Origin of the sequence: Peptoniphilus sp. (genome assembly GCF_022767005.1) — a bacterium.
In the GTDB taxonomy this organism is placed as follows: Bacteria; Bacillota; Clostridia; order Tissierellales; family Peptoniphilaceae; genus Peptoniphilus_A.
On the sequence record NZ_JALEOV010000046.1, the window covers coordinates 1 to 5758 of the forward strand.

At 31.3% G+C, this 5758-nt stretch carries 6 protein-coding genes; 3 read left to right on the forward strand and 3 right to left on the reverse strand.

Annotated elements, in window-relative coordinates; translation table 11 throughout:
• Together MR285_RS03785 and MR285_RS03790 are read right to left on the reverse strand one after the other, a co-directional pair.
• Positions 1-371 (reverse strand): PaaI family thioesterase (locus MR285_RS03785; RefSeq protein ID WP_293558181.1); only part of this gene is annotated, 371 nt, incomplete at its 3' end.
• Positions 358-1416: a DNA polymerase IV gene (locus MR285_RS03790; RefSeq protein ID WP_293558183.1), complete on the reverse strand. Its 1059-nt coding sequence runs from the start codon at positions 1414-1416 to the stop codon at positions 358-360. The genes MR285_RS03785 and MR285_RS03790, both read right to left, overlap by 14 nt.
• 77 nt (positions 1417-1493) lie before the next feature.
• On the opposite strand from MR285_RS03790, the gene MR285_RS03795 reads away from it, so the two are divergent.
• The 3 genes from MR285_RS03795 (at position 1494) to MR285_RS03805 (ending at position 5282) form a co-directional block, all read left to right on the forward strand.
• Positions 1494-2129: an HAD family hydrolase gene (locus tag MR285_RS03795; protein WP_293558185.1), complete on the forward strand. Its 636-nt coding sequence runs from the start codon at positions 1494-1496 to the stop codon at positions 2127-2129.
• 315 nt (positions 2130-2444) lie between these two features.
• Positions 2445-3887 carry an amidohydrolase gene (locus tag MR285_RS03800; RefSeq protein WP_293558187.1) on the forward strand — a complete coding sequence of 481 codons (1443 nt, stop codon included), beginning with the start codon at positions 2445-2447 and terminating at the stop codon, positions 3885-3887.
• Between the two features lie 9 nt (positions 3888-3896).
• Complete coding sequence (locus tag MR285_RS03805) at positions 3897-5282, forward strand: AbgT family transporter (RefSeq protein WP_293558189.1); 1386 nt, start codon at positions 3897-3899, stop codon at positions 5280-5282.
• Positions 5283-5499: 217 nt separating this feature from the next.
• Here the strand turns inward: MR285_RS03805 and MR285_RS03810 are convergent.
• Positions 5500-5758 (reverse strand): thioredoxin family protein (locus MR285_RS03810; protein ID WP_293558191.1); only part of this gene is annotated, 259 nt, incomplete at its 5' end.

Here is a 5758-nt window from a genome sequence, read left to right on the forward strand (position 1 = left end):
GTGAAACTTCCTCTTGCAATTATTTTGTCCTTGCACATGGCGACAACTTCAATGACTTCTGTACTCTTTCCCATGTGAATTATCTTTGTATTGGAGTAAATTTCTTCTCCATAGCTTGTAGATGAAATGAAATTGATGCTGGAATCTAAGGTAACAGCTTTTTTCCCATTTATAATAGAAAGGCAACCTGCAGCTGTATCCATTAGTGCAAAAATTTCTGCTCCGTGAAGTATATTATATGCATTAAATTGATTTTTCTCTGGTTTCATTTTTAAAACTAAATTGTCGCCATCTAGCTTAACGAATTTCATATTGCTTTTTTTAACATATTCATCATCTTCAAATAAATTTTTTAAATTAATTTTTTTCATTTTTCCTCCTACTAAAAAAAGAAAGCTGTCTTATGTTTAGATCAACTAAATTTGAAACAGTGATGCCAATAAGCCTTAGCTTCTCGCCTTCATAGGCTTCATCAAAAATTTCAATACTTTTATTTAATATATCTTCTTCTTCATAAATTGCGTTGTCATAAGTTTTTGACCTAGTCTTAACTTTAAATTTTTCATTTTTCATCTTTAAAGTCAGCGTGTATCCAGAAATTTCTTTTACAATTAAGTCTTCCGAAACTTCCTTGGCAAATTCTTTTAGATAATTTATGAGTACATTTTTATTTTTTGTAGCTTCAAAGGTTAACTCTGTGCCAAGACTTTTTCTCATAGTGTTTGGTGTTACTTCTCTGTTGTCTACTCCACGAATCCTGTTGTAAATTTCTTCGCCACTTTTCTTAAACATATTTGCCAAAAATTCATCGGAAAGTCCATAAAGATCCTCCACTTTATTTATGCCAATGTTGCGCAGTTTTTCTTCGGATTTTCTTCCAATACCGTGAACCTTTCGTATGTCTAGCGGAAATAAAATTTCTGGGATGTCAGACTCTCTAATAATCATTACTCCATTAGGTTTGTTCCAGTCGCTTGCAAGTTTTGCCAAAAATTTATTATAACTAAGACCAACACTAACACTTAGTCCCGTTTTATTAAAAATATTTTTTTGAAGCTCGTAGACAATATTTTCGTCGTAACCAAGTCCCGTTACATCGAGATAGGACTCATCTATGGAAACTTTTTCGATTTTGTCTGTATAAGTCTTTAAAACTTCAAATACTTCGCGTGATTTTTCCAAATACCTATCTCTTCTCATGGGCTTAATTATCAAGTGATCGCAAAGATTTTTTGCCATATACATGGGCATGGCAGAATGAATTCCATATTTCCTCGCAACATAATTAGCCGTCGTTACAACTCCATGATTGGACTTTCCGCCTACCACTACTGGCTTTCCTATTATTCTATTGTCGTCAAGTTCTTCTACTGATGCATAGAAGGCATCAATGTCAACATGTATAATAATTCCCATAAATATCACTACTTTAGTATATCATATTAACTTTTTATAATGAAGAAAATTTGGTATAATTCTATTGAGGTGAAATCTTGAAAAGAAAAGTTGCGCTCTACGATTTTGACAAAACTATTGTTGACTGTGAGTCCATATTTGAGCTTTATAAATACGCCTATAAAAATAGAAAAATAAATATTTTTAAAACTCTTTGGAGTTTAAGTTTTGCATATATCAAGTCAAAAATTAATTCCGACTTTGAAATAATGAAAAATGAAATGGTTTCTGTCATAAAATATTTTTCAGAAGAAGAACTCCAAAACTTCGTTACAAATTTTCTCTATCCCAAATTTTTCTTTAGAGAATTTGAAAGTGAATTTAATTCCTATGACGAAGACACTATTAAAATCCTCTGTTCTGCTTCTGCCACAAATTATTTAATATATGTGGGCGAACTCTTCTGCTTCGACTACATCATTGGAACGGATTTAGACGATGATTATAAACTAATTCGTGGCAATAACAAAAAGCAAATCAAGGTAAGAAATATTAATGAAATTTTAAAGAGAGATGGAATAGAAATTGATTACGAAAATTCCCTTGGTTACTCCGATTCTTATAATGACGATAAATATATGCTCAGGCTTGTAAAGAATAGGTTTTTAATAAATTCTAAGGTGAAGAAAAATGGCTATACAAATTTAACTTGGCATAAAAAAAGATATAATTGAAATTACTTTATAAATTTATTAATTTAATCTATGTAAAATATTTGAGAACTAGTCATCTCTTTCTCTTTTTTATATAAAATTAACAAAAAGTATGTATTTTCTAACTTAATAAAATTAAAAATAATTAATTTAAAATTTATTTTTTATATATTATCTGTAATTAATGCATACAAAAACTTTTTTAAAAAAGTTTTTATGTATAATTGTTCCCTCAATAATATTTTTACAATTATGTTTTATTATGATACTATATATAATTTATTTATATAATAAGGTATGTATAAATTTTTTAATTAAGTGTTTAGGAGGCGGAAAATGAATAAATACGCTAAAGATGTTAAGAGTGTGCTAGATAAAAAATTTGATGAATTTTTAGATTTAGCTGAATTTATTTGGGAACATCCAGAAGTTGGTTTAATTGAGTATGATTCAAGCAAAAAACTGATGGAGTTTCTAAAAAATGAGGGCTTTGAAATTGAAAATCCAATTTCTGAAATGGAAACAGCTTTTAAGGCAAGCTATGGAAATACTGGTCCAGTAATTGGCTTTTCTGTAGAATACGATGCTCTTCCCGGCCTTTCTCAAAAGAAAGGACAAAGTACAAAAGAAGAGTTAATCCCGGGAGGTGCTGGACACGGGTGCGGTCATAATTTGCTTGGAGTAGGAGCATTAAGTGCAGCAGTTGTTTTAAAAGAATTAATTAAAAATAAAAATTTAAAAGCGTGTGTAAAAGTTATTGGAGCCCCTTCAGAAGAACGCGATGGTGCAAAGACATTTATCGGACGAGACGGCTATTTTAACGATATAGATATAATGCTCACTTGGCACCCTGAATACAAAAATGCAATTTGGAATGGAGGTAGCCTTGCAAATATAATTGTAACTTATAACTTTAGAGGAACATCTTCCCATGCTGCCGCCGCACCTCATTTAGGAAGATCTGCTCTAGATGCTTGTGAACTTATGAATGTTGGAGTAAATTACTTAAGAGAGCACGTCGTAGATAGTGCAAGAATTCACTACGCATATCTTGATGTTGGTGGAAATGCCCCTAATGTTGTGCAATCACACGCAACTCTTTATTATTTTATAAGAGCTTCAAAAATTAATGACGCTTTAAATATATACGAAAGAATTAATGATATTGCAAAGGGCGCTGCATTAATGGCAGGAGTTGAAGTAGATATAAACCTTAAAGGAGCGCTTGCAGATTATAGTCCAAATTTATATCTATCTGGAATTCTTTATGATTCTATTAAAGAATTTGGAACTCCAAACTTTGACGATAATGACTTTAAACTTTCTAAGAGTTTATATGAAACTCTAGATGATAATACAAAGAAAACTGCCAGAGAAAATATGATTTATTTATATGGTGATGAAGTTGCTAAAGAAGAAATTGAAAAATCACTTGTGACTAAACTTGCCCCATATGACGGTAAATATGGAAAAATGGAAGTAATATCTTCAGACGTTGGAGAGCTTTCACACTATGTACCAACTGCTCAAATGTTTTTAGCTGCTGCACCTATTGGAACTCCACTTCATACTTGGCAAATGTGCTCATCAGTAGGAAGTAATATAGGTAAAAAAACACTTTATTCCGCAATTGGCTCACTTGCAACTTGTGGATTAAAAGCAATTTGCGATCCAAAAATAATTGAAAAAGCACGCGAAGAATTTGAAAGAGTAATTGGAAAATACGAAGCTCCAATCCCTAATATTTTAAAAATTAGAGATCCAAAAGTTGAAAAGTAGGTGTAAAAAGTGAAAAAAAATAAAAGTAAAAATATAAACCCTTATCTTTTACTATTCTTAGTAATAGTTTCCTGTGGAATTTTATCCTATATAATTAGTCCAGGAGCTTTTGTAAGAGAAACAATAAACGGAAGAACAGTTATCGATCCTACATCCTACCACGTTGTTGAAAGAACTCCGGTTTCTTTTTTAGATTTCTTTAAAGCTATTCCAGAAGGATTAATTGGTTCAGGAAATGTCGTTTTTTTAATATTAATAGTAGGCGGATCAATAGAAGTTCTTAACAGAAGTGGTGCACTTGGAATGGGAATAAATAAACTAATAGAAAAATTTGGCGAAAAAGGTAATGCCATGATTGTTATAATAATGATATTTTTCTCAATTCTAGGGGGATTTTTAGGTTGGGTAGAAGCTGCCGTTCCCTTTGTTCCAATCATTATTCCAATAATAATTGCACTGGGCTATGACGCCATGACAGCAGCAGCTGTTGTAATTCTAGGTCTTTTAGTTTCATTCTCAGTTGGTCCAACAAATGTATATACAGTTGGAGTGGCACATGAAATTGCAGAGTTGAAAATGTTTTCAGGATTTCAATATAGAATTATTGTGTATTTAGTATTTGTAACAGTTGCAATATTATACACTCTTAGATATGCGAGAAAAATTAAAAATAATCCTGAACTTTCCCTTACAAAAGACGTTGATACTAGCAAAATGGCAATTGACTTATCTCAATTTAAAGGTAAAGAGTTCACATTAGGTCAAAAACTTTCACTTTTAGCATTACTAATAATTTTTATAGTAGTAATGTTTGGCATGTTAAAACTCGGATGGGGTATGAACGAGATGACTGGAATGTTTTTCCTTTTTGCAATAATATGCGGAATTTTAAACAAAATGGGAATTGAGGGAACAACCAACGCTATAATTGATGGCATCAAAGGTGCAGTTGGTGGTGCAATGATCGTAGGAGTTGCAAGAGGTGTTCAATGGATTCTTGAAGCTGGTGGAGTTATTGACCCAATAATAAATTCACTTTCACACATAATTGAAGGTTGGCCAACTACTCTTTCTGCAATAGGCATTGTAATAATAGTTTCCTTGCTAAATGGACTAGTTCCATCTGGATCTGGAAAAGCAGTGGCTCTAATGCCACTTATAATTCCACTTGCAGATATAGTAGGATTATCAAGACAAATTTCAATTTTAGCATACCAATTTGGTGATGGCATTACAAATATGTTTTGGTTCACTTATGGAACTCTCTTAATGTTCTTAGGATTTGCAAATGTTCCATTAAAAAAATGGTATCAATTCCTTTGGCCACTTGGAATAATACTCACAATACTTGTATTTATATTTTTAGCTATTGCAGTAAAGATAAATTATGTATAATGATACTCTTTGTAAAAATATTCAAGAGACTCGTTGATTCGAGCCTCTTTTTATATAAGATAAAAAATAAAATTTATTACAATTTTTCAAAACTACACTTTCATTTTAAATTATAAATACTCTAAGTATTATTATTTTTCGTAAACTACTGAATTATTTTATATGCAAATTCTTTAATTTTTTTAAGATTTAATCCTAATAGATATTCTAGATTCCTTTAAATTTCTAAAATATATTTTTCGATTAACTCAGCAATTTCGTCATAGGATTTTTCTCCAGTGAACTCGTGAACCTTTTCGCCGTCTTTATAGAAGGAAACTCTTGGTAATTGAAAAATTTCGTATTTTTCTGCAAAGTCTTTATTTTTGTCGAGATCCATATAGTAACAGCTAACCTCTTTGAACTCTTCTTCGAGGAGCACTTGCATTACCTCCATAAGTGGTTCGCAATGAGAACATCTATCTGCACCAAAGATA